Origin of the sequence: Ornithinimicrobium pulveris, assembly GCF_050261105.1 — a bacterium.
GTDB lineage: Bacteria > Actinomycetota > Actinomycetes > Actinomycetales > Dermatophilaceae > Ornithinicoccus.
Genome location: NZ_CP189837.1, coordinates 1166838 through 1189634, shown reverse-complemented (window position 1 = coordinate 1189634; position 22797 = coordinate 1166838). Strand labels below are relative to the sequence as shown.

Sequence of the window (22797 nt, the reverse complement as noted above, 5' to 3'; positions counted from 1 at the left end):
CGCACGTCAAGCATCACAGCCGAGCATGTCAAGCATGAGGGCCGAGCATGGCTGTGACCCCACGCCGCGACCTCACGCCGCGACCTTCTTGGCCCACGACCGCGGCGAGATGCCGGCGATCAGGACGTGCCGCAGCAGCAGCGCCATCCGATAGCCGGGGTCGATCTCCAGCGCCAGGTCTACGGCCTCATTGGCCAGCGTGCCCTCTCCTCTCCCCCAGCTCAGGCACGCCGCCAGCGTGAGCAGCGGCGGCGTGTAGTCCTCGGGCACCCCTGATGCGAGCGTCAGCAGGCGATCGACCGCCACCCTCGCCGCCGCCTCATCAGATGACCCCGGCACAGCCCCCTTGCCCAGTCCCCCACCCAGGCGTGGCAGCTCCCGGCCGACCTCCGCGAGCTCTGCCGGGAAGTCGTGGTCGTGCATCGGGAAGAGGTCGGGCAGCCATCGCCCGAGGAAGAGGTCGCGGACCAGCGCCTCCTGGACGGCCAGCGCCATCTCGGCACGTTCCCGGTGCGTGGGCTCGCCCTCGTCGAGGACCACCCATCGGCCGAGCTGTCGCACCGAAGCCATCAGATCGAAGCGCTCCGGCTTCAGATCGGTCATGCTCAGGCAGAGGTCGGCGGCGGCAGACAGTTCCTCGTCCCGGCGTCGCACCTGGGAGACCACATCGGACCGACGGCGCTGCGGGTTGCGCCCCTGCAGCACCAGGTCCGCCGCAGCCGGCACTTCCGCTCCGGGAGGCAGTGGCACCCACGCCTTCGCCGGGATGCGAGTGCCGTCCCACGCCCCGTCGACGGGCTCGCCCCCGTTCCAGAGGACGGCAACCTCCTGGCCCCTGATCACGCCGAAGGCATGGAAGGGCACGTTCGGCTCATCGTCCAGTCGGGCGGCGAAGGCCTCCATCAGCAGGTAGCACCTCGCGTCACGCGCGGCCTCGTCCTCGTGCTGCGCCTCGTCCCGGTCGTCGTAGACGAAGGCATGCACCAGCAGCGGCACTCCTTCGGCGGACCTGGTCATCGGGTCGAGAACATGGTGGGCGAACCTGTCGAGGTGCTCCACCTGGGGCAGGTCGACCCGCAGGCTCATTCCGATGGCCGCCTGGCCGACGGCGCAGTCGGGATCCAGACGGGCGCCGATGACGACCAGGGAGTCATCGGGTCGGTAATCCAGCAGGTAGGGGACGATGGCGGCCATCTGGGCCGTTCCGCGGATGATCGAGGACGTGTGTGTGCTCATGAGAACCACACTGCCCTGATCAGGGCAGTCGCATTTCGCGCCTGTGGATAACTGACGCCTGTGGATACGTGAACGCGGTCACCGGGGGCACCAAGGCCGCCCGGTGACCGCGTCGGAGACGGGTGACCGCGTCAGAGACGGGCAACCGCGTCGAAAAGGTCAGACCGATCAGGAAGCGGGTGCGTCCTCCAGCGCCCGGTCGTGCGGGGTGCGCGGGCCGAACTCGCGCTTGGCGTGGTCGGCGATCCGCTTCATGAGGAACCCGTCCAGCCCAGCGCCGACGAGACCACCGGCCACCGGCACGAAGCGCACGACGCGGCTCAGCGCTTTGCCACCGACCGTGGTCAGCAGCCGGAAGGCGACCGCCTTGTTGACCATCATGGCCGCGGTCTGCGGCATCCGGGACATGGCCATCTTGGCCAGGCGACCCGACCCTGTCATGCTCGCCGCCGACAGGCCGGCCTTGCTGATCAGGTCGTCGGCGTCCGACCCCACCAGAGTCAGCATGATGGCGGCGCGTGCACCCGGGTTGCTCACGTCATACCCACGGAGCTCGGCGATGGAGGCGACCATCCGGGTGGCGAGGGTGTAGAACTCGACCACGTTGGCGGGCAGCGAGACCGGCATGGTCACGATGCCGCCGACACCGGTGACGAAGCCACCGACCCCGGCCTTCTTGACGTGGTCGTTCACGATCGCGTTGATCGCCTTCTCGGTGTCCTCGCCCTTGGCCTTGCGCGCCTTGGCGACCACCTCGGCCGCCGAGTCGATCGGGCCGACACCCTCGATGCCGAGGTTCATCAACCGCCCGACGAGCGCATTGGCCATCGAGTCCAGGGGCCCGTCGGGCTCCGGGACCGCCGGCTCGTTCTTCTTATCCTTGGCGTCGAAAAGACCCACGGTATTCCTCCTAGGAATGAGGGATTGCGGTCATCCTCGCACGCCAGGATCGGGTGCGCAGGTCGTAGGGATGGGGTGCAGATGGCGGCGTTCAGCCGCGCTGGCGCGGCCGCACTGTGGTCAGCGGTCCGCCTGCTCCTCGGGACCGGGCTCCTCGTCCGGCTCCTCCCCGGACACGGCCCCTGACTCGTCCTCGTGCGGCGTGTCCTCGGCCGCCTCGGGGTCGCGCAGGAAGGCCTCCAACTGCGCACCGATCTCGTCGGCGCTGGGCAGGTTGGCCACCTCCGCCGCGAGCAGGCTCTTGCGGCGCTGGCCCTCGATGAAGTTGTCGTAGCCCCGCTCCAAGCCCTCGACGACCTCACGGGCCTCGGGGTTGGCGGCGAGCTCCTCCTCGATCTTGCCGCGGGTCACCGCGGCCATCGCGACGAGCTCGGCGGTCGGCAGGACCAGCCCGGTCAGGTCCATGATGACGTCGAGCGCGGCCACCGAGGCGTCGCCGAACTGGGCCTCGGCCAGATAGTGCGGCACGTGCACGGCCACGCCCAGGGTGGTCAGGCCGGCCTCACCGAGGCGCAGGTGCAGCAGCGACTCAGCGCTGCCGGGAACCTTGACCTGGCCAAAGACCGGCTGCTGGTCGCCGAGCAGGTCGCTGTCGCTGGAGTATCGGGTGGTCCCGATCGGGCGGGTGTGCGGCACCGCCATCGGGATGCCGTGCGCGCTCACCACGCGGCGCACGCCGAAGGCCAGACCCAGCTGGCGGACGGCGTCGATGAAGGCCTCCCAGCGGTAGTCCGGCTCCACACCGTGCAGCAGCAGGAAGGGCTCACCGGCCGCGTCCTGCATCCGGTAGAGCACCAGGGACGGGTCGTCGTAGCCGGCGTAGTGGTCGGCGTCGAAGGTCATCAGCGGGCGGCGCGAGCGGTAGTCGATCAGCTCATCGACGTCGAAACTGGCCACCACCTCGTGCGGGAGCTCGTCCAGCAGGTGCTGGGAGATCGTGCTGCGCACCTGGCCGGCGTCCAGGAAACCCTCGAGCGACACCATCAGCAGCGGCGCCTGCTGCGGCTGCCGCTCGGCGTCTGCTTCCAGGCGGAACAGGGGCGAGTGCTGGGTCACGAAGAAGCTCCTCTCGGGTACTGCTGTCTGTCAACGCCGCAGGTCGGCGGACCATTCCACGGTATGCCGTGTGCCTGGCTCCCGCATGTCTGCTGCGGTCGGCGGGGGCCGGTGTCGGTGGGAGGTGATAGACCAGAGGTCATGACCGCACCTGCGAGCGTCTTCCACGACCTGTCCCACTACGTCGCCCTCCCCCGGCTGTCCGGTCTGACCCTGTCGCCCGACGGCTCGCGGCTGGTCACCAGCGTGGCGACGTTGAACCGCAAGGGCACCGGCTACGCCTCGGCGCTGTGGGAGATCGACCCGACCGGCGAGCGTCTCGCGCACCGGATCACGCGCAGCGCCAAGGGTGAGTCCGGGGCAGCCTTCGGGGTGGCCGGCGACCTCTACTTCACCTCGGCCCGACCCGACCCTGATGGTGAGGACGACGACCCGCCCGCGGCGCTCTGGCACATCCCCGTCCAGGGCGGTGAGGCGCGCGTGGTGCTCAGCCGCGCCGGCGGGATCACCTCGGTGGTGTGCGCCGACAAGGCGGACCGGGTGCTGGTGACGGGCGGGCTGCTCCCCGGCGCGGACAGCGAGGAGCAGCACGCCACCTTGCGCCAGCGCCGCAAGGATGCCGGCGTGGACGCGATTCTGCACAGCAGCTACCCCATCCGCTATTGGGATCACGACCTCGGCCCCGAGGTCCCGCACGTCTTCTCCGTGGAGAAGGGTGCAGGTCCGGTCGCGCGCACCGACGGCGACCCTGAGTCCGACGGGGACGGCGAGCAGACCGACGAGGGCGAGGCCCGCGCCCCGCTGCCCGGCACCAGCGACCGCGCACCCGAGCTGCACCTGCGGCTGCTCACCGGCGGCACCTTCCCGCCGCTGCACGACCCGACCCCGGTGGTCTCCCCCGACGGCACCTTCGCGCTGCTGCCCACCACCCTGCCGGAGGCCCGCGCGAGCCTGCGCGAGGGAGTGGCGAGGGTCGACCTCGCGAGTGGGAAACGCCATACCCTCCTGGACACCGAGGGCCAGGAGTCGACGCCGGGGCCGATCAGCCCGGACGGCACCCGGGCCGTGGTGACCGTCGGTCGGATGACGTCGCCGACCGAGCCGCCGCAGCCCCGCCTGCACCTGATGGACACCACGAACGGGGAGCTGAGCCCGCTTGCCCCGGACTGGGAGCTCTGGGCGCAGCCGGTCGCCTGGTCGCCCGACGGGCAGAGCGTCTACGCACTCGCCGACAGCGACGGTCGCCGCCCGGTCTTCCGGATCGAGGTCGACGGCGGCGAGATCACCCAGCTCACCGATGACGACGCGGCCTGGAGCGACCTGGTCCTCTCCCCCGAGGGCGAGGTGGCCTACGGCGTGCGCAGCTCCTACCTGTTCCCGCCCGAGGTGGTCCGACTCGACCTGACCAGCGGCGAGGTGACCGAGCTGCCCGGCCCGGTCGAGCGACCGACCATCCCCGGTCGCCTCGAGGAGGTCGAGACCACGACCGAGGACGGCACGCGCGTCCGCGGCTGGCTGGCGCTGCCCGACGGCTCCCCGGCCGGCGGCGAGGGCCACCCGCTGCTGCTGTGGATCCACGGCGGGCCGCTGGGCTCGTGGAACTCCTGGACGTGGCGGTGGAACCCGTGGCTGATGACTGCCCAGGGGTATGCCGTGCTGCTGCCTGATCCGGCCCTGTCCACCGGCTACGGCGAGGACTTCATCCAGCGTGGCTGGGGTGCGTGGGGCGACGCGCCGTATACCGACCTGATGGCGATCACCGACGCGGTGGAGGCGCGGGAGGACATCGACGACTCGCGGACCGCGGCGATGGGTGGCTCGTTCGGCGGCTACATGGCCAACTGGGTCGCTGGCCACACCGACCGGTTCAAAGCGATCGTCACCCACGCATCGCTGTGGGGGCTGGACGCCTTCGGCTCGACCACGGACGCCGCCTTCTACTGGCAGCGCGAGATGACCGAGGAGATGTCTGGCAAGCACTCGCCGCACCACTTCGTCGACCAGATCGTGTCGCCGATGCTGGTCATCCACGGCGACAAGGACTACCGGGTGCCGATCGGCGAGGGCCTGCGCCTCTGGTATGAGCTGCTCGCGCGCTCGGGTCGGCCGGCTGAGGCGGACGGGTCGACCGTGCACCGCTTCCTCTACTTCCCGCACGAGAACCACTGGATCCTCGCCCCGCAGCACGCCAAGGTCTGGTATGCCGTGGTGTCGGCCTTCCTGGCCGAGCACGTGCTGGGGCAGGAGCCGGAGCAGCTGCCGGAGGTGCTGGGGCTGGTCGCGCCCGCCGAGGAGGAGTGAGCACCCCCGTCCGCGGTGGCGCTGCTCAGTGGGTATGCGGTGGGTGGGCTGCTCAGTGGGTGGCGCGCTCCATCGGCACGAGGCGGTCGTGCCAGAGCCGGTCGACCGCCTCGTGCAGTTGCTCGAGCGTGCCGGTGTTGTCGATGAGCACGTCGGCGGCGGCGCGTCGCTGGTCATCGGTGGCCTGGGCCGCCATCCGCTGCCGGGCGGCGACCTCATCCATCCCCCGGTGCTCGACCAGGCGCTGTACGCGCTGCTCCAGCGGGACGTCGACGATGACGGTCAGGTCGTAGTCGCGCATCCGGTCGAGCTCGACCAGCAGCGGGAAGTCGTGCACCACGATCGCGTCGTCCGGCGCCTCGGCGAAGAGTTCCCGTGAGCGCTCGATGATTCGCGGGTGGGTGATCGCTTCCAGATCCCGGCGCGCCTGCTCGTCGGCGAAGACGATGGCGCCCAGCGCCGCGCGGTCCAGCGACCCGTCGGCAGCCAGCACGTGCGGCCCGAACCGGGCGGCGATCTCGGTGAGCGACGGCATACCGGGCTCGACGATCTCGCGGGCCACCCGGTCCGCGTCGATGACAACCGCCCCTCGCTCGGCCAGGCGGGCCGAGACGGTCGACTTGCCCGATCCGATCCCGCCGGAGAGTCCCACGCGCAGCATGTGGCCCAGCGTAGGACGCGCGCGGCCGGTAGGTTCGGGCGCGTGACCCTCCATGGAGCCCGTCCATCGGTCGTCGCCCACCGTGGGGCGAGCGCGTACCGGCCAGAGCAGACCCGCGCGGCCTACGAACTGGCCGCTCGCCAGGGTGCCGACCTCCTGGAGCTGGACGTCGTCGTCAGCCGCGACCACGTGCTCATCGCCCGGCACGAGAACAACCTGGCGAGCACGACCGATGTCGCGACCCGCCCGGAGTTCGCCGACCGGCGCACCACCAAGGTGGTCGACGGGCAGCGGCAGGAGGGGTGGTTCACCGAGGACTTCACGCTGGCGGAGATCAAGACCCTGCGCGCGGTGGAGCGGCTGCGCGACCTGCGGCCGGAGAGCGCGTCCTACGACGGCCAGCAGGAGATCCTGACGGTCGAGGAGGTCTTCGTCCTACGCGAGCAGTTGTCCGCAGAGGTGGGGCGACATGTGGGGCTCTATCCGGAGATCAAGCACTCGGCGTACTTCGGGCGGCTGGGGCTGCCCATCGAGCCGCGGGTGGCCCTGCTGCTGGACCGCTTCGGGCAAGATCGGCCGGACGGGCATGTGCTGCTGCACGCCTTCGAGCCCTCGAGCCTGGCGGCACTGCATGCGATGGGGGTGACCGCGCGCAGCTCGCTGCTGATGTGGCAGGGCGGCCGGCCGGCGGATGCGGGGCGGGGCGATGCGGACTACGACTGGTGGTCGAGCCCGGAGGGCCTGGCCGAGGTGCGGCGGCGCGGCATCCAGGGCGTGAGCCCGGACCTGTCGATGGTGATCTCGATCGGACGGAACGGGGCGATGGGGTCCGACACCGGCCTTGTGGCCGCTGCCCATCACCAGGGGTTGTGGGTGCACCCGTACACGTTCCGGGCGGAGAACCAGTTCCTGTTCACCGACTTCCGGCGTGGAGAGGATCTGGGGGCGCACGGCGATCTGGCCGGGATGATGCAGGCCTTCCTCGACGTCGGGATCGACGCCATCAACACAGACTTCCCGGATGTCGCGGTCGCGCTGCTGGGTGGGGTTGACGCGGTCGAGTGAGTCCGGACCTGATCAGTCGTCGCCCTGGCCGCGGCCCTGCCAGGTGCAGACGCAGACCTCGTTGCCCTCGGCATCGGCGAGCACCCACCAGGAGGGCGCGAACTCGTCGGTGACCAGCCGGCCACCCGCTGCGAGCGCCTTCTCCACCCGGTCCTTGGCCACATCGTGCGGCACGGTGATGTCGAGGTGGAATCGGTTGCGCTCGGTGCGGGGCTCCTCCATCTGCTGGAACCACAGCCCGGCGTGGCGGGTGCCCGGGTCGACCAGGCAGTCGGCCTCGCCACCCTCCTCCTCCGGCTCATAACCCAGCACCGCCCGCCAGAACGGCGCGACGTCCTCGGCGACCATGACGTCGAGCCCGATCTCCAGGGCGCTGACCTGGTCCTGCTGCGCCTCCAGGCCCAGCTCCGCGGCGATCGCCGAGATCGCCTTGGCGAGTCTGCGGTCACGCTCGGTCAGGGTGCCGACGTCGTGCGACACGGTGGTGATGGTGACGTGCGGATAGCGCAGGTCGATGTCCGGGTGGTGGTCGAGCTCGTCGGCCGTGGCCGCGATGCGGGAAGCGAACTCCGCGCCGGTGGCGAAGCCGCCCTTGCCCGTGGCGTAGCGGGTGTGCAGCTTGTTCAGCACCACCCGCCAGTCCCGCAGGTCGGGGTCCTGGCTGAGCTCGTGCTGGGTCGGGTGCTCGTCGGTGCTCATGGCTTCCAGCCTGCCACCGCCGGCTGGTCTACGGGAGGTGTGCCGACGCGGGGTATGCCGTGCACCGGTGGCCATCCGTCGCGAGGGTGCGCACGGCACCCCTCGGGATCCTCGGCGAGGCGACCGGACGAGACCTGTCCCTGGCCGTCGGTATGCGGAACCTCCTCGTGCACGAGTACCTCACCGCCTACCAGGACAAGGTGCGCGCTGCCGCGCTAGCCGCACCGGCGCTGCTCAGCGTGTTCCGCCGGTCGGTGGCTGCCTGGCTGGTCAGGCATCTGTGACCTGACCATCTACTCGGCGAAGTCGATGGTGCCGGTGCGCCGGCCTGCCTCACTGAAGTGGGTGAAGGCCAGGGCAGCGAAGACGTACCAGGCGAGCCCGAGCATAAGGGCCAGTCCCCCGAGCGGGAGCACCGCGAGCGACGCTCCCTCGGCCTCGACGAACCGGATCGCCTCCAGGACATGGGTCACCGGCAGGATCTGGCCGACGGCCTGCAGCCACCCGGGCCAGAGGTCCACCGGCACGGTGGCTCCGCTGAGCAGCATCGTCACCAGGATCGCGACGTTAGAGACCACGTTGCGCCACCGGGGCCCGCGCAGGACCACGGCTGCCAGGGTGAGGGACACGGCATACATGGTGATCGCGGCCACCGCGAGGAGTGGGACCACGAGGAGTGCGGCACCGACCGACCACCGAAGCCCGAAGAACGGCCCGACGGCCAGCAGCACGATCGAGCCGGTCGCGACCCCGCTGGGCAACCACTGCAGCGAGCGCCCGACGAAGACCGGCCAGAGCGGCGCTGGGGCGGCCGTGAGCAGGGCGAGAGTGCCGGCCCGCCGCTCCCAGGTGGTGGACGGGATCGCCATGAAGACCTCGGTCACGGTGGCCATCACGGCCTGCCCGATGAACAGGTAGATCACCGCCTCCCGGCTGCCGAGCAGGGTGCCGATGAGGGCGAAGAAGATGACCTGCATGATGATCCGGCCCAGCCAGCCGACGGTCCAGGTGAACGGCGTGTAGATCGTGCGCAGGTCGGCCATCGCACCGCGGGCCGCGGCGGCGATGATTCGCAGGTGGCTGGGGCGGGTGGTGGTCCACAGGTTAGGCATGGGCCAGGCTCCCGGTGGTGCGGACGCGGGCGAGGGCACGGTGCAGCAGGTGATGGCCGAGGAGGTAGCCCGCAAGACCCAGCGCTGCGATGGCGGCCAGGCTCGCCCACGGGTGCGCGAGCGGGCCGACGGTCAGGCTGTCCCGCATCAGGTCCGAGGACCAGGACAGGAAGACGACGCGGGTCACCGGCTGGAGCCAGTCGGGCAGCATTGCCACGGGCACCAGGACTCCGCCGAGCACGTAGAAGGGATAGCTCAGCGAGTTCTGGAAGGTCCGGGCCGAGCGCGCCAGGACGAAGACCGAGGCCATCACGCCCGCCCAGCCGGTCATTGCCCAGGCGCTGACCAGGACCGCGAGCACGAACATCCCCGGGTGGGTGATGGTCAGCCACTGGCCGGTGAGCAGCCAGCCGGTGAGCCAGCACTCCACGAAGGCGAGCAGCGAGAGCGTGGTCACCGCGCTGATCCGACCCAGCATCACCACGTCGAAGCGGCCGGGTGCCGCGAGCAGCCCTTCCAGCGAGCCATTCTCGCGCTCGTGCGTGATCAGCTCGCCGGAGGTCTGCAGGGACAGCCCCCACAGCGCGATCAGGGCCGGGGCCAGGATCCCGTATGCGGTGAGATCGCCCCGTCCCGCGTGCTGGAAGATGGTCACGAAGACGACGGTCTGCAGCGGCGCCAGGATCAGGGTGAGGAACCAGTCGGGGTTGCCGCGCATGCTCTGCAGCTGCATCCGCCAGCCGGCGAGGTAGGTGCCGAGGTAGTTCCCCATCAGACCTCCATCCCCCGGTCGGTGCCATCACGGTCGGTGAGCAGGCCGAGGTACACGTCCTCCAGGCTGGGCGGCCCGGTGGTCACCGAGCGGTGGCCGAGCGTGAGCACCCGCTCGACCAGCGCCGGCAGCGCCTCGGTGTCCACCACCAGGTCGGTGCTGCGGGTCTGCTCGTCGTGCTCGACGCTCACCACGACGTCCAGACCGGGCAGCGCCTCGACCAGGGCCGCGTGGGCGGCGGGGGTCAGGTCGTGCACCCGGACCCGCGCCCCACCTTCGGCGCGCAGGGTCCGGACCGTCTGCGGGGTTCCGGTCCCCACGATCCGCCCGGCGTCGATGAAGGTGACGGTGTCGCACAGCGCCTGCGCTTCGGCCATGTCGTGGGTGGTCAGCAGCACCGTCCGCCCCTCGCCGCGCAGCTCGGTGATCAGCCGCCGGAACTCGTGCGCGGAGACTGGGTCCATCCCCACGGTGGGCTCGTCGAGCAGCAGGAGCGGCGGGTCGGCCACCAGACCGCGGGCCAGGTGCAGGCGTTGCTTCATCCCCCGGGAGAAGGTCTCGACCAGCTCGTCCCGGCGGGCGGCCAGCCCGAGCCGCTCCAGCAGCTGCTCGACGCGGGAGCGGGTGCGGGAGCGCGGGACGCCGTTCATCGCGCACCAGAACTCCAGGTTCTCCCGCGCGGTGAGCCGGCCGTAGAGCCCTCGGTCTCCGCCGAAGACGATCCCGATGATCCGCCGCACCTGCGCCGGCTCGCGCGCTACGTCGTGGCCGTGGACGAGCAGCTGCCCCGAGGTCGGGGTGAGGACGGTGCTGGCGATCCGGCACAGGGTGGTCTTGCCGGCACCGTTCGGGCCGAGCAGGCCGTGGACCGCGCCGGCGTCCAGCCGCAGGTGCACGTCGGTCAGCGCGGTCCGGTCGGGCCCGCCCCGGACCCGGAAGGTCCGGGTCAGGCGGTCGGCGTGCAGGGCTGGGGTGCTCATGGGACCGAGGATGGTGGCGAGCGGCGCCGCACATTTAGTCAATAATGCGTAGATGACCGCTCAGGAGTGCCGGGAGCTGCTCGAGGTATGCCGTCCCTCCTGGCGGGCGGGGCACGGCGACGAGGCGTGGGCGGCCCTGGAGAAGGCTGACACGCTGGCCGGGGAGGATCCTGAGCTGCGCCTGGCCACGCTGGCGACCCGGGCCGGGCTGCACCTGCTGGCCGAGCAGCTGGACGCGGCAGCGCAGACGGCCAGGGAGGCGATCGCGGCCGGGGAGGACCTGGCTGGTGAGACGCGGTTGGGCGGCTGGGCCCTCGAGACCCTATCCGACGCCCGCGTCACGCTGGCCTCGCTCGCCGCCGACGGACCGTACGCGGCGGACGGGACCAGCCTGGCCGATGCGCTGCGAACGCTCGACGGGATCGCCCGGGACCCGGAGCTGGCAGGCCGCGGGGTGGTGTCCCGCGCCGTCAACAACGCGCTGGTGATGCGGCTGCATACCCTCGGCCCCACGCTGCGGTCGACACCCTCCCAGGTCGAGGCGTGGGTCCGGGTCGGCGAGGCGAGAGCCCTGCTGCGCGACCACCCCGATCCCGTCAACGTGCTGCGTGTCGCAGTGGACCTGGGCATCGACACGGGCCAGTGGGAGCGGGCGTGGAGCAGCGCCCAGGAGCAGTTCGCGGGTGAGGACGACCGCAACGAGGTGATCGCGGTGCTGGCCAAGGCCGCGCTACTGGCCTGGCACCGCGGGCTGTCCGGTCAGGCGCGCGAGCTGGGGTCGCGCGCCTGGACGCTGTCGGTCGCCGTCGACCACCCCTGGGTGCGGACGTACGCCTACCTGGGCGGGGTGCTCGCGGCCGCCGCCGGAGGAGGTGACCTGGGTCGGGCGCTGCGCGGGTATGCGCGGTGCACCTCCCCGGACGGGCACGCCACCAGGCCGCACCGGGCCTGGCTGGCGGCGTGGGTCGCGCTGGAGTCCGGGCGCCCGGTGCTTGCGGTCGAGGACTTCCTGACGGAGACGCTGCCCGGAGGTCTCGCGGGAGCGAGCGACGAGGCGAGCCTGATCCTGGCGGACGTGGGTGGCGCGGACGTCGATCCGCAGGTCGCGCGGCGGGTGCTGGACCGGCATCCGTCCGCCCCTACAGAGGCGCGCGTGCACCTGGCGCTCGCACGCACCTTCCGGCGGCAGGGCCGCCCGACGGCGGCCTCGCGCGAGCTCGCCCGGGCCCGCGACCTGCTCCGCGACTGGCCGGGCTGGCTGCTGGGCCAGGTCGAGCAGGAGGCCGCCCTGGTCGAGCAGCCGGTGGCCGCAACCCCGGCGCAGACGCGCGTACTCGACCTGCTCGTCGAGGGTCTGGCCAACGAGGACATCGCGGCTGCGCTCGACCTCAGCCCGCGCACGGTGGCCGTGCACGTAGCCTCGCTGCTGCGGGCCAACGGCCTGCCGTCACGCACCGCCCTGGTCGCCCAGCACCTGCGGTCTCAGCGGTGAGGTCACCGGTAGACCTCCCGTCGGTGCGCCACCTTGACCACAAGGACAAGGACCTCGGCATCCTCGATGCGGCACAGGATCCGGTAGTCACCTACCCGGTAGCGCCACTCTTCGCGGCCGACAAGGGGGCCGCCCTTGGACCGCGGATTGTCCAGATCGAGCGTCGCCTCGAAGAAGCGCCGGATCCTGCTGACCTGCGCCCGGTCCAACCGCCCCAGTTCCTCCAGAGCCCGAGGCGTATAGGCGACTCGGTAGCTCATCGGCCGAGGGCGTCCCAGTCCACGTCCTCGTGTGCCACTGGCGCCTCGTCCGAGGCGTAGAACTCCTCGAGGGCATCCTTGAGCAGGTAGTGGTCCTCCAGGTCGTTCAGCCCGCGCTCGATGAACTCGGCGGCATAGTGAGAGCGGGACCGGCCGGTCCGGGCTGCCAGCCGCTCCAGACGCTCGTAGATCGCCTCGTTGACACTCGTGTTCAACTGCCTGGTCGCCATGAACCCTCCTTGCCCTAGCCTCTCTATATGACTATAGATCGGGTTCACGTAGCGGTCGAGGGACCTGTGGACGACGCCGAGCTCGATGCCGTGCACGCGTCAGCCTTCGGCTCCGGGCCCGCCGGTGTCCCCTGGAACAGACGCCTCCGACACCACAGCCTGTTCTGGGTGACCGCCCGTTCGGGCGACAAGCTCGTCGGCTTCGTCAACGTCATCGGCGACGGCGGCGCGCACGCCGTGCTGCTCGACACCTGCGTGTCCCCGGACCGTCAGGGCGAGGGAATCGGGCGGGAGCTGGTCCGAGTGGCCGCGCAGGAGGCGCGCCACCGCGGCTCCCGGTGGCTGCACGCCGACTACCTCTCGGAGCACGCCAGCTTCTACGAGGACGCCTGCGGGCTGCGGCCCACCCGAGCAGGACTGCTCGACCTGACACCGTCAACATCCTGACGCGCACAACATGTCCGGCCGACACGCCGGACTGAAGCGGCTCAGTCGCGCCCAGGCACGAATGAGCCGTTCGGGGTCGCGTGTGTCGCGGGACGGGTTGACGGGCGCTCAGCCGGTCGCGTCCTCGGCGGCGTCCATCGCCGAATAGATGCGCTTTGCCGAGATCGGCCCCGCCGTCCCTAGCCGTTGGGCGAACAGGGAGACCCGCAGCTCCTGCACCGACCACACGATGTCCAGCACGTCAGGGTCCTGCCGGCGGTGCGGGGGCAGGTTGGCCAGGAACTTCTCGAGTTCTTCCCCGACCACCTGCACATCCGCCATCCGCTGCCGGTCGCGCGGCAGATCCTGCACACCCTTGTCGAGACGTTCGGCCATCGCCCGCAGCCAGACCACCATGCGGGGCAGCCGGCGGAAGCCGACCTCGGTGACGAAGCCTGGTCGCACGAGCTGATCGAGCTGACGGCGCAGGTCGATCGCCATGTCGGCCGCGGCCGGCGCATCCAGCCGTTGGAGCCGCAGTGAGACGTCCCGTGCGGTGTCCAGGATCGGCACCAGCGACTCGACGATCTCGAGCACCCGCGGCACCGAGTGCTGGCGCACCCCGACCAGCGCGGCCTCGAACTGCGCCGGCGTGCGCACCGTCCCGTGCGGCTGCTCGGCGACCACGGAGTCGACGGCCGCGGCCAGAGCGTCCTCGAGCAGCGCCGGCACCGACCCGTGCGGGTTGTGGCCGAGCGCGAGCTTCTGCTGGTTGGTCAGCATCGCCAGCAGCCGTTTCCACGGCGGCTGGGTGTTGAGCAGCAGGAGCCGCCGCACACCCCGCAGGGTCTCGCGGTCGGCCTCGGAGCGCGTCGCCAACACCCTCACGTCGGCGGCGGATCCGGTGTCGACCAGGGCCGGGAAGCCTTGCACGACACGGGGTCCCACCTGTCGGCTGAAGGTCTCCGGCAGTGGATCAAGATCCACGGGCCAGGCCGTGAGCCCGACTCGCTCGACGCCGCTCGCGGCAGCCGCCATCGTCGTGCGCACCTGCCCGGCCAGCTCGGCCTTCAGCGCAGCGAGGTCCTTGCCCTCCCCCAGCACCTCGACCCGGCCACGGGACCGACGCGCGCCGGAGCCACCCCGAGATCCCTTGCCGACCTGACCATCCGACCCAGGACGCACCGCCCGCTCCACTCGGAAGGTCATCTTCAAGTGGTCAGGCACCCGCTCCCACTCCACGTCTGAGGCGCGCACCCGGACCAGGCCGCGCCGGGTCAGCTCCTCGGCCAGCGCCTCGCGGACGGGCACGGCACCGACGAGGCCGGCCGACGCCATACCGGACAGGGCGGCGCGGGCGTGGTCGGGCGCCGGGACGAAGTTGCGCCGGATGTCCTTGGGCAGCGCCTTGACCAGCGCGGTCACCAGCTCCTCGTGCATACCCGGCACCAGCCAGTCCAGCCCGTCCTCGTCCACCTGGTTGAGCACCTCGACCGGGATGTGCATGGTGACGCCGTCGGCGTCGGCGCCTGGCTCGAACTGGTAGGTGAGCCCGAAGCTCAGCTCGTCCTGGCGCCACTGCGTCGGGAAGTCGTCGGCGCTGACCGCCGCGCCGTCGTCGCCGACGAGCAGCTCCTCGGTGAAGGTGAGCAGGCGCGGGTCCTGGCGCCGCGCGGTCTTCCACCAGGTGTCGAAGTGCGTCCCGGAGGTCACCTCGGCCGGGATGCGCTGGTCGTAGAACTCGAAGAGCGTCTCGTCGTCGGCCAGGATGTCGCGCCGCCGTGCCCGCGCCTCGAGCTGGCCGAGCTCCTTGACCAGCTTCTTGTTGGCGTGGAAGAACTCGTGCCGGGTGTCCCAGTCCTCCTCCACGAGCGCGGTCCGGATGAACAGCTCGCGAGCGCCCTCGGGGTCGATCCGCCCGAGCGGCACCTGACGCCCAGCCACCAGGGGTATGCCGTAGAGCGTCACCCGCTCGTCCGCGACGGCGGACCCGGCCTTGCGCGACCACCTCGGCTCGGAGTAGGAGCGCTTGACCAGGTGCGCGGCTGCCGCCTCCACCCAGGCCGGGTCCACGACGGCATTGGTCCGCGCCCACAGCCGGGTCGTCTCGACCAGCTCGGCGGCCATCACCCAGTCGGGGTTCTTGCGGTGCAGGACCGAGCCCGGCTGGATCGCGAACCGCGCGTTGCGCGCGCCCAGGTAGGTCCGGTTCTCCCGCTCCCACAGGCCCACGTGCGAGAGCAGGCCCGCGAGCAGCGACTGGTGCACCTGGTCGGGCTTGGCCGCGTGCTCGTTGGTCTCCAGACCGAGCGACTTCGCGGCCTGTCGGAGCTGGGTGTGCAGGTCCTGCCACTCCCGCACCCGCAGGTAGTGCAGGAACTCCGCCTTGCACAGCCGCCGGAAGGCGCTGCCGGAGAGGTCCTTCTGCTGGCGCTGCAGGTAGCGCCACAGGTTGAGGATCGCCAGGAAGTCGCTGGCTACTCCGTCGGGGGGCTCCGCCCCCCGACTGCCCCCCGAACCGCTTCGCGGTCCCTGCCCACCGGCTCCCTGCTCGCGCAGCGGCTGGCCGTCGGGGCCGCGCCGGATCTCCTTCGCGCGCCCAGCCCCCGGCCTGCCCGCCTCGCCCCGCGGCACGCCGCCGACCCGGCGGAAGCGCGCGTGCGCCTGATCCGCCTGCTCCTTGTGGTCGGCGGGCCGCTCGCGCACGTCCTGGATGGACAGCGCGGCCACGATGACGAGGACTTCCTTCAACGCACCCTGGCGCTCGGCCTCGACCAGCATCCGCGCCAGCCGCGGGTCGACCGGCAACCCGACGATCGCCCGCCCGTATGGCGTGATCCGCTGACGTGGCAGGTGTGCCGGGGCATCGGGATCGATCGCCTGGAGCTCGGTGAGCAGCCGCACGCCGTCGGCGATCTGCCTGCCGTCCGGCGGCTCGATGAAGGGGAACTTCTCGATCTCCCCCAGCCCCAGGCTGGTCATCTGCAGGATCACGCTGGCCAGGTTGGTGCGCAGGATCTCGGGGTCGGTGAACTCCGGCCGACCCTCGAAGTCCTCCTGGGAGTAGAGCCGGATCGCGATGCCGTCAGCGAGACGACCGCACCGCCCCGCCCGCTGGTTGGCGGACGCCTGGCTGATCGGCTCGATCGGCAGCCGCTGCACCTTCAGGCGCTGGGAGTACCGGGAGATGCGCGCGGTGCCGGTGTCCACGACATACCTGATCCCGGGGACGGTGAGCGAGGTCTCGGCGACGTTGGTGGAGACCACGATCCGCCGCCCGCCGTGCCGGGCGAAGACGCGGTGCTGCTCGGCGGCCGAGAGTCGCCCGTAGAGCGGCAGGATCTCGGTCTGCGGCAGGTCGAGCCCCTCCAAGGCATCCACGACGTCGCGGATCTCCCGCTCCCCCGAGCAGAAGACGAGCACGTCCTCGCCCTTGCCGTCGCGGCCGCTCCCCTCGGTCCACAGCTCCTCCACCGCCTCGATCACCCCGGTGACCTGGTCGATCTCGACCTGGACGGGAGCGGCGTCGGCGCCACCCTTGGTCGGGGCGACCTCGCGCACGAGCGGCCGGTAGCACACCTCGACCGGATAGGTGCGCCCGCTGACCTCGATGATCGGCGCGGGCGTGCCGTCGGCGTCCGCGAAGTGCTCGGCGAAGCGCTCGACGTCGATGGTGGCCGAGGTGATGACGACCTTGAGGTCGGGGCGCTGGGGCAGCAGCTGCTTGAGATAGCCGAGGATGAAGTCGACGTTGAGGCTGCGCTCGTGCGCCTCGTCGATGATCAGCGTGTCGTAGCGCCGCAGCAGCCGGTCGCGCTGCAGCTCGGACAACAGGATGCCGTCGGTCATCACCTTGACCAGGGTGTCCTGGCGCGACTGGTCGGTGAAGCGCACCTGGTAGCCGACCGTCGTCCCGAGCTCGACGCCGAGCTCCTCGCTGACCCGCTCGGCGACCGACCTGGCCGCGATCCGCCGCGGCTGGGTGTGCCCGATCATGCCCTCGACCCCACGGCCGAGCTCCAGGCAGATCTTCGGCAGCTGGGTCGTCTTGCCGGACCCGGTCTCGCCGGCGACGATCACCACCTGGTGGTCGCGGATGAGTTCGCGGATGTCCTCGCGCCGCTCGCTGACGGGCAGCTCGGGCGGGTAACTCAGGCTCTCGGGGGCCGGCAACGCCGCACGCCGCGCCTCGATCTGGTCCCGTCTGCGGGTATGTCGCTGCTCGTCCCGGTCCCGCCCGTCGCCCTGGCGTGGCCGCCGGTTGCGGCGGCCACGGCGGGGTCGATCGGGAGTTTCAGGCACGCCTTCCACTCTAAGCGGCGGCGCAACCGGGAATCGCGCCCTTACGGGTGCTCGAGGTCGACCACGATCCGCGCGGGATCGTTGAGCGCGAACACACGGTAGGGCGTCTGGTCATCGACGCCGATGAAGATCTGCTGCTCCCCGGCATAGATGATGTCGAAGACGACCTCGGTCACGTTGTCGGTGTCGGCACCCGCCACGGTCTGGCCGTCGTAGCGCTCCGGCGGGTCAGCCTGCCAGTCGATCCCGAGGATCGGCACCGACAGCACGCTGCTGCCCGCGACTTCGACCGGCTCACCGCTCGCCGGGTCCGTGGCCACGTCCTGGTATGCCGCAAGCCACCCCAGGCGCACCTCGTCGCCGGAGAGTTCGAAGACGACGCGGTCGAAGCCATCCTGGCCGGCGACCCGCACGTCGATGATCTCCTGGCCGACCTCCTGGGCTGCGTCGTCCGGGCGCTGCTCGAGCTGCTCGTCCGGTCCGACGAAGGCAGGCAGGTCGGCGGCATCGATGTCATCGCTGTCATCCGTGGCGTCGTCATCACCGTTGCCGGTGTCGTCCGCACCGTTGTCGGCGTTGTCGGCGGTGTCGTCCGCACCGTCGTCGGCGTCTTCGGCGTCGTCTGTCTCGTCGGCGTCGTCTGTGTCGTCGGCGGCGTCGGTGGAGTCGTCCGTCTCATCGGTGTCATCGGTGGCGTCGTCGGTCTCGTCATCCCCGTCAGGAGTCGGGGCCGGGGCGGTCGGGGTGGTCCCGGTGTCCCCGTCCGGCTCGGTCTCACCGGCGTCCTGGCACCCCGCCAGGGCGAGAGCGGCGATCAGTGCGGTTGCAGAGGGCAGTGCGGTTGCCGTCTTTCGTCGCATGGTTCGACCGTATCGAGCACGGACACGCGATGCAGGTTCGGCTGGCAACGCCCGAGCGAACCCGCGCCGAGGGACGGAGGCGTGACTACCCGCTCGAGGCGAGGTTGATCAGCAGGTTGAGGGCGACGGCGATGATCACGGTGCCGAAGAGGTAGGACAGCATCGAGTGCTGCCAGGCGAGCTTGCGCATGGTCGGGGTCTGCAAGTCGGTGTCAGAGACCTGATAAGTCATCCCGAGGTTGAAGGCGAAATAGGCGAAGTCGGACAGCTGGGGTCGGCCCTTGGCGCCAGGGAAGTCGATGGCGCCCGGCTCGACCAGCAGGTAGTGCTTTGCGTAGCGCAGGGTGTAGGTGGTGTGCACGGTGAGCCAGCCGGCCACCACGGTGAGCACCGCGATGACCGCGTCGATCTGGGACCCGCCCTGGAAGAGCGAGACGCCGACCCCCAGCAGGCTGGCAGCAGCGCCGCCGAGAACCAGGAGCTCGATCTCCGAGCGGGACGGATCGACTTGATCGAAGCGTCGTGCGGTCTCGTCCTCGTCCAGCCGGGAGAACATCCAGATCAGCGGGAGGCTGTAGATCAGCAACGCCGCCGAGACTGCCCCGAGGATGCGACTCACCGGCGAGATCGGGGTCAGGATGAGTGCCAAGCCGACCACGATCCCGAGCACAGCGGCAATCAGCAGCCGCACCGTCATCCGCCGGTGGAGGCGACTCGAGCGGCTCATGGAGACACCCTAGGACTAGGGTCCCTGCGGCGCCTCGCGCTGCCTTGGCAACTGGACGAGGTCGGACACCTCCGATCAGGCGGCAGCGTTGGGGTCGGCGAGGCTCAGCTCGGGCGCCACGGCGAGCGGCGTAATCCCGCTGGCGGTGACGACGTTGAAGGCGACCAGCCGCATGTCATAGGAAGCACACACCTCGAGCGCCCGCTGGTGCACCCGCCGGTCCTCGTCGGTGGGACACCCCACCTCGCGCACCACCGACATCACCAGGCCGCCCACCCCGGGCAGGCTGGTGCCGATCTCGATCATCCGCTCCGCAGCCAGCGCCAGGTCGTCGCCGAGCTCGAAGTCGCCGATGAACACCGGCTGGGCCAGGGTCGCGTCGGCGCGGCAGAACAGGACGCTCAACCCGCCATCGAGCCGGTCCTTGTAGGAGACGCACAGATCCACGACGTCCGGGCCGACGATGGGGTCGTCCAGCGGTCGGGACGGCCAGTCCTTGGGAAGGTCTTCGAAAGTCATGGCCTCACTGTGCCGAGACGCCGACGCCGCCCGCAGGAGTTATCCACAGCACCGCGCTGACCAGGGAAAATGCCCCTCGCGCGCGCCCTGTGGACGGACCTGGCTCCCCCTTAGAGGAACTGCGAGACCGTGTGGATCACCAGACCCACGAGCGCACCCACGATCGTCCCGTTCAGCCGGATGAACTGCAGGTCGCGCCCCACGTGCAGCTCGATCTTGTCCGAGGCCTCGCGGGCGTCCCAGCGCTGGATCGTCTGGGAGATGACCGAGGTGATCTCCGGACCAAAGCGCTCCACCAGTCCGACGACGGTGTCCGCGCTCCACTCATCGAGCCGGGCCCGCACGCCGTCGTCTTCGACGATCCGCCGACCGAGGGCCGCGAGCTCGGTCACCATCCGGGTGCGCAGGTGGCCGGTCGGGTCGTTGAGCGCGTCCAGCAGGGTGGTGCGCAGGGTCTCCCCCAGCCGCACGCCGGTGGCGCTGACCTGCGGGTGCTCCAGCAGCCGCTCCTTGAGCGCCTCGAACCGCGCAGCAGTCCGCGGGTCGTGCTGCAGGTCACGGCCCAGATCGGCGAGGTAGGAGTCCAGCGCCTCGCGCACGTTGTGGTCCGGGTTGTCCTTGATGTCGCGCGCCCAGCGCAGGACCTCCTGGTAGACGCGCCGGGTGACCTGGTCGTTGACCCAGGCCGGGGCCCAACCGGGTGCGCGGGAGCGCACGATCGACTCGACCTCGTCCTGGTGCAGGGCCAGCCAGGCGTGCAGCTCGCGGGCGGCCAGGTCGACCAGTCCTCGGTGCGAGCCGTCGTCGACGATCCGTTCGAGCAGGTGGCCGGCCATCGGCGAGAGCGGCTCGCGGCGGATGCGCGGCAGCAGCACCTCCTCGACCAGGGTGCGAAGTTCGTCCTCGTCGATCCGCTCGATCCCGCGGCTCAGGAAGGGCACCGCCTCGGAGACCATGCGCTCGGCGTTGTCGGGCTGGGACACCCATTCGCCGAGGCGCCGCACCACCTGGGCGTCCAGGAACTTCTCCCGCATCACCTCCGGCGTCAGGAAGTTCTCGGTGACGAACTGCTCCAGGCTCGCGCCCAGGTCGTCCTTGCGGCGCCGCACCAGGGCGGTGTGCGGGATGGGCAGACCGAGTGGGTGGCGGAAGAGAGCGACGACGGCGAACCAGTCGGCGATCGCGCCGACCATCCCCGCCTCCGCGGCTGCGTTCACATAGCCGACCCAGCCGCCGTAGCCATGGGTCAGCACGTAGATCACGGCCATCAAGACCAGGAGCCCGGTCGCGACCGCGCGCATCTGCCGCAGGCCACGGCGACGGGCTGCGTCGTCGATCGAGGCGCTGCCGCGAGGGATGGGGTTGCTGCTGGCTGGGCGGGTGGAGGTGGTCATGCTGGTGCTCCTGAGTTCTGCCGTGCGGCCGCCCGGTCCAAGCGCCCCGCCCCCCACCGTATTCCGTCCCGCCTCGCGCAGCCCATGGCCCCGTGCTCCGCGGAGCACAGCGAGTCTGTTGTCACCCGCTCCAGACGCCCTCCTCCCACGCGCGCTCCAGGACGTCCCGGTATGGCGCAAGATCCCACCCCTGCTCACTCACCCAGTCGTCGCTGCAGTAGGTGTCGGCGTAGCGCCCGCCCCCATCACAGAGCAGGGTCACGATCGACCCCGACCGACCCTCGGCCCGGAGCTCGCAGGCCAGCTTCAACACGGCATACATGGCGGTGCCGGTGGAGGGCCCGCAGGACAGGCCGGTGCGCTCACCCAGGAACCGCATGGCTGCGACCGACGCCGCGTCCGGGACGCCGATCATCCGGTCGACCACCTGCGGGATGAAACTCGGCTCGACCCGCGGCCGACCTATTCCCTCGATCCGTGAGCCGCACGGCGTGAACCCGTCGGCGCGGTCGGCGAAGGAGGGCAGGAAGGCCGAACCCTCGGGGTCCACCACGCACAGTCGGGTGGCCAACCCTCGCAGCCGGGTGTAGCGGCCGATCGTGGCGGACGTGCCACCCGTGCCGGCGCCGACCACGACCCACTCCGGGACGGGATGCCGCTCGAGCGACATCTGGGAGAAGGTCGACTCGGCGATGTTGTTGTTGCCCCGCCAGTCGGTCGCCCGTTCGGCGAAGGTGAACTGGTCCATGAAGTAGCCATTGCACCCGCGCGCCAACTCGCGCGACACGTCATACACGGCGGCGGCATCGTCCACGAGGTGGCAGGTGCCGCCTTCACGCTCGATCAGGGCGATCTTCTCGGGACTGGTGTCGCGGTGCATGACCGCGACGAACGGCAGGCCTAGCATCCGGGCGAAGTGCGCCTCGCTGACCGCGGTGGAGCCCGAGCTGGCCTCGATGACGGTCGTGCCCTCGTGCAGGTAGCCATTGCACAGCGCGTAGAGGAAGAGGGAACGCGCGAGCCGGTGCTTGAGGCTGCCGGTCGGGTGCGTCGACTCGTCCTTGAGATAGAGGTCGACGTCCCACCCTCGCGGCAGGTGCAGTTGGATCAGGTGGGTGTCGGCGCTGCGGTTGGCATCGGCGGTGAGCCGGCGCACGGCCTCATCGACCCATCCCCGGTCGGTGGTGCGGGCCGGATGGCAGTCGGTGAGGGCTTCGATGTCCACGCTCTGCACGCTAGCCGCCGGGACCGACACACCCCCACACGGGCCGTCCGGGGCTACGCTGCGAGCATGCGTCGCCGACCGTGCACCGCCCCGATTCCCCGGGTATGCCGTGGCTGACCTCGAGTTCTCCGGCGAGGTCGTCGAGTGGCGGGGGCCGGCGCCCTTTCACTTCGTGGTCGCGCCGCCCGAGGAGTCGGAGTGGCTGACCGAGATCATGCGCGAGGTGACCTACGGGTGGGGCATGATCCCGGTCACCGGCCAGGTCGGGGACACCGAGTTCACGACCTCGCTCTGGCCGCGCCAGGGGGCCTGGTGGGTGCCGCTCAAGGACGCCGTCCGCCGGGCCGAGGGGATCGAGATGGGCGACACCGTGACCGTCCAGCTCACCATCCGCTCCTCCTGACCCGACCGGCGACACGATTTGCCCCCACCGGGGACACGGTTTGCCCCCACCGGCGACGCGATATGCGCCCACCGGGGACACGATTTGCCCCCACCGGCGACACGATATGCGCCCACC

22 protein-coding genes are annotated in these 22797 nt (G+C 70.8%); 6 read left to right on the top strand and 16 right to left on the bottom strand.

Features of this window, described 5'->3' with window-relative positions:
- Window positions 1-72 precede the first annotated feature (72 nt).
- The 3 genes from ACQBAT_RS05490 to ACQBAT_RS05480 form a co-directional block, all read right to left on the bottom strand.
- Window positions 73-1236, bottom strand: coding sequence for a DUF4192 domain-containing protein (locus ACQBAT_RS05490; protein ID WP_420746156.1), 1164 nt, complete (start codon window positions 1234-1236; stop codon window positions 73-75).
- Window positions 1237-1404: 168 nt separating this feature from the next.
- Entirely contained in the window at window positions 1405-2136 is a 732-nt protein-coding gene (locus ACQBAT_RS05485; RefSeq protein ID WP_420746157.1) for an EcsC family protein, read from the bottom strand.
- 120 nt (window positions 2137-2256) lie between these two features.
- Window positions 2257-3252, bottom strand: a complete 996-nt coding sequence (locus ACQBAT_RS05480) for a PAC2 family protein (RefSeq protein WP_420746158.1) — start codon at window positions 3250-3252, stop codon at window positions 2257-2259.
- A gap of 141 nt (window positions 3253-3393) precedes the next feature.
- Between ACQBAT_RS05480 and ACQBAT_RS05475 the strand changes: the two genes are divergently transcribed.
- Window positions 3394-5553 carry a S9 family peptidase gene (locus ACQBAT_RS05475; RefSeq protein WP_420746159.1) on the top strand — a complete coding sequence of 720 codons (2160 nt, stop codon included), beginning with the start codon at window positions 3394-3396 and terminating at the stop codon, window positions 5551-5553.
- A 52-nt stretch (window positions 5554-5605) separates the two neighbouring features.
- On the opposite strand, the gene coaE is transcribed toward ACQBAT_RS05475, so the two are convergent.
- On the bottom strand, window positions 5606-6214 hold the full coding sequence (gene coaE / locus ACQBAT_RS05470) for a dephospho-CoA kinase (RefSeq protein WP_420746160.1): 609 nt from the start codon (window positions 6212-6214) through the stop codon (window positions 5606-5608).
- Between the two features lie 42 nt (window positions 6215-6256).
- Between coaE and ACQBAT_RS05465 the strand changes: the two genes are divergently transcribed.
- The gene (locus ACQBAT_RS05465) at window positions 6257-7279 is read left to right on the top strand and encodes a glycerophosphodiester phosphodiesterase family protein (protein WP_420746161.1); all 1023 of its coding nucleotides are present in this window, start codon (window positions 6257-6259) and stop codon (window positions 7277-7279) included.
- Between the two features lie 12 nt (window positions 7280-7291).
- On the opposite strand, the gene ACQBAT_RS05460 is transcribed toward ACQBAT_RS05465, so the two are convergent.
- Window positions 7292-7978, bottom strand: coding sequence for a VOC family protein (locus ACQBAT_RS05460; RefSeq protein WP_420746162.1), 687 nt, complete (start codon window positions 7976-7978; stop codon window positions 7292-7294).
- A gap of 86 nt (window positions 7979-8064) precedes the next feature.
- On the opposite strand from ACQBAT_RS05460, the gene ACQBAT_RS05455 reads away from it, so the two are divergent.
- The gene (locus tag ACQBAT_RS05455) at window positions 8065-8262 is read left to right on the top strand and encodes a hypothetical protein (protein WP_420746163.1); all 198 of its coding nucleotides are present in this window, start codon (window positions 8065-8067) and stop codon (window positions 8260-8262) included.
- Between the two features lie 9 nt (window positions 8263-8271).
- Here the strand turns inward: ACQBAT_RS05455 and ACQBAT_RS05450 are convergent, their stop codons facing one another.
- The 3 genes from ACQBAT_RS05450 to ACQBAT_RS05440 are packed head-to-tail and all read right to left on the bottom strand — an operon-like array spanning window position 8272 to window position 10842.
- On the bottom strand, window positions 8272-9090 hold the full coding sequence (locus ACQBAT_RS05450; protein WP_420746164.1) for an ABC transporter permease: 819 nt from the start codon (window positions 9088-9090) through the stop codon (window positions 8272-8274).
- Window positions 9083-9862 carry an ABC transporter permease gene (locus ACQBAT_RS05445; RefSeq protein ID WP_420746165.1) on the bottom strand — a complete coding sequence of 260 codons (780 nt, stop codon included), beginning with the start codon at window positions 9860-9862 and terminating at the stop codon, window positions 9083-9085. The genes ACQBAT_RS05450 and ACQBAT_RS05445 overlap by 8 nt, the downstream gene beginning before the upstream one ends.
- On the bottom strand, window positions 9862-10842 hold the full coding sequence (locus tag ACQBAT_RS05440) for an ABC transporter ATP-binding protein (protein ID WP_420746166.1): 981 nt from the start codon (window positions 10840-10842) through the stop codon (window positions 9862-9864). The genes ACQBAT_RS05445 and ACQBAT_RS05440 overlap by 1 nt, the downstream gene beginning before the upstream one ends.
- A 52-nt stretch (window positions 10843-10894) precedes the next feature.
- Here ACQBAT_RS05440 and ACQBAT_RS05435 point away from each other — a divergent pair, with 52 nt between their 5' ends.
- On the top strand, window positions 10895-12334 hold the full coding sequence (locus tag ACQBAT_RS05435; protein ID WP_420746167.1) for a LuxR C-terminal-related transcriptional regulator: 1440 nt from the start codon (window positions 10895-10897) through the stop codon (window positions 12332-12334).
- 2 nt (window positions 12335-12336) lie between these two features.
- Here the strand turns inward: ACQBAT_RS05435 and ACQBAT_RS05430 are convergent, their stop codons facing one another.
- Window positions 12337-12594: a type II toxin-antitoxin system RelE family toxin gene (locus tag ACQBAT_RS05430; RefSeq protein ID WP_420746168.1), complete on the bottom strand. Its 258-nt coding sequence runs from the start codon at window positions 12592-12594 to the stop codon at window positions 12337-12339.
- Window positions 12591-12824: a type II toxin-antitoxin system RelB family antitoxin gene (gene relB / locus ACQBAT_RS05425; protein ID WP_420746169.1), complete on the bottom strand. Its 234-nt coding sequence runs from the start codon at window positions 12822-12824 to the stop codon at window positions 12591-12593. The genes ACQBAT_RS05430 and relB overlap by 4 nt, the downstream gene beginning before the upstream one ends.
- Before the next feature lie 168 nt (window positions 12825-12992).
- On the opposite strand from relB, the gene ACQBAT_RS05420 reads away from it, so the two are divergent.
- Entirely contained in the window at window positions 12993-13271 is a 279-nt protein-coding gene (locus ACQBAT_RS05420) for a GNAT family N-acetyltransferase (protein WP_427197754.1), read from the top strand.
- 108 nt (window positions 13272-13379) lie between these two features.
- On the opposite strand, the gene hrpA is transcribed toward ACQBAT_RS05420, so the two are convergent.
- From hrpA to ACQBAT_RS05390, 6 genes are all read right to left on the bottom strand, one after another.
- Complete coding sequence (gene hrpA / locus ACQBAT_RS05415) at window positions 13380-17561, bottom strand: ATP-dependent RNA helicase HrpA (RefSeq protein WP_420746171.1); 4182 nt, start codon at window positions 17559-17561, stop codon at window positions 13380-13382.
- Window positions 17562-17593: 32 nt separating this feature from the next.
- Complete coding sequence (locus ACQBAT_RS05410) at window positions 17594-18412, bottom strand: AMIN-like domain-containing (lipo)protein (RefSeq protein WP_420746172.1); 819 nt, start codon at window positions 18410-18412, stop codon at window positions 17594-17596.
- A gap of 85 nt (window positions 18413-18497) precedes the next feature.
- Window positions 18498-19139: a DUF1345 domain-containing protein gene (locus tag ACQBAT_RS05405; RefSeq protein ID WP_420746173.1), complete on the bottom strand. Its 642-nt coding sequence runs from the start codon at window positions 19137-19139 to the stop codon at window positions 18498-18500.
- A 75-nt stretch (window positions 19140-19214) separates the two neighbouring features.
- Window positions 19215-19658, bottom strand: a complete 444-nt coding sequence (locus ACQBAT_RS05400) for a hypothetical protein (protein WP_420746174.1) — start codon at window positions 19656-19658, stop codon at window positions 19215-19217.
- 110 nt (window positions 19659-19768) lie between these two features.
- Entirely contained in the window at window positions 19769-21052 is a 1284-nt protein-coding gene (locus ACQBAT_RS05395; protein ID WP_420746175.1) for a DUF445 domain-containing protein, read from the bottom strand.
- Window positions 21053-21173: 121 nt separating this feature from the next.
- Window positions 21174-22277 carry a PLP-dependent cysteine synthase family protein gene (locus tag ACQBAT_RS05390; protein ID WP_420746176.1) on the bottom strand — a complete coding sequence of 368 codons (1104 nt, stop codon included), beginning with the start codon at window positions 22275-22277 and terminating at the stop codon, window positions 21174-21176.
- A 109-nt stretch (window positions 22278-22386) separates the two neighbouring features.
- Between ACQBAT_RS05390 and ACQBAT_RS05385 the strand changes: the two genes are divergently transcribed.
- Window positions 22387-22680, top strand: coding sequence for a DUF1905 domain-containing protein (locus tag ACQBAT_RS05385; protein WP_420746177.1), 294 nt, complete (start codon window positions 22387-22389; stop codon window positions 22678-22680).
- Window positions 22681-22797: the final 117 nt, after the last annotated feature.